1 pseudogene is annotated in these 471 nt (G+C 68.2%); it reads right to left on the bottom strand.

Annotated features, from left to right (window positions below):
* A pseudogene (locus FJV41_RS50240) lies at positions 1 to 471 on the bottom strand (hypothetical protein); the annotation flags it as partial.

Below are 471 nucleotides of genomic sequence, written 5' to 3'. Positions count from 1 at the left end.
GGTACTCGAAAACCGTGCGCGCCACGTCGTGGAAGCTGTCGTCGTCCGTGGCCTCGTAGCGGACGCGCGACTCGAGGGACGCCCCATTGGGCAGGTACGCCACGGGCGACGGGGAGAGAAAGCCCTCTTTCCCAATGGTGCATCCGGGCGCCACCCACACGCGGAGACCATCGCGGTTGAAGTCCCCCAGGACGCTGGTGCCCGGCAGCCGCGGCACCGCACGCCGCGCCACCGAGCGCAGAAGCCCCTGCACGTTGTTGTCGCTGCCCGTCCACTGGGTGTGGACTGAGGGCAGGTGGTGCAGCAGCTCCTTACGCGAGTTGAAGGCGCGCCGAGGCAGCCGTGCCCCTTCCATGCTGGTGCCCTTGTCCGTGCGGATGTCTCCGAGGAACACCTCCCCCTCCTCGGTTTCGACGACGGCCTTGGGCGTGAAGGTGAAGGACGAAATCGCCTTCGCGTCTCCGCGCTGCG

This window comes from Myxococcus llanfairpwllgwyngyllgogerychwyrndrobwllllantysiliogogogochensis (assembly GCF_006636215.1).
Lineage (GTDB): Bacteria > Myxococcota > Myxococcia > Myxococcales > Myxococcaceae > Myxococcus > Myxococcus llanfairpwllgwyngyllgogerychwyrndrobwllllantysiliogogogochensis.
The sequence above is the reverse complement of the archived record's forward strand: the minus strand, read 5'-3'. Positions and strand labels throughout refer to the sequence as shown.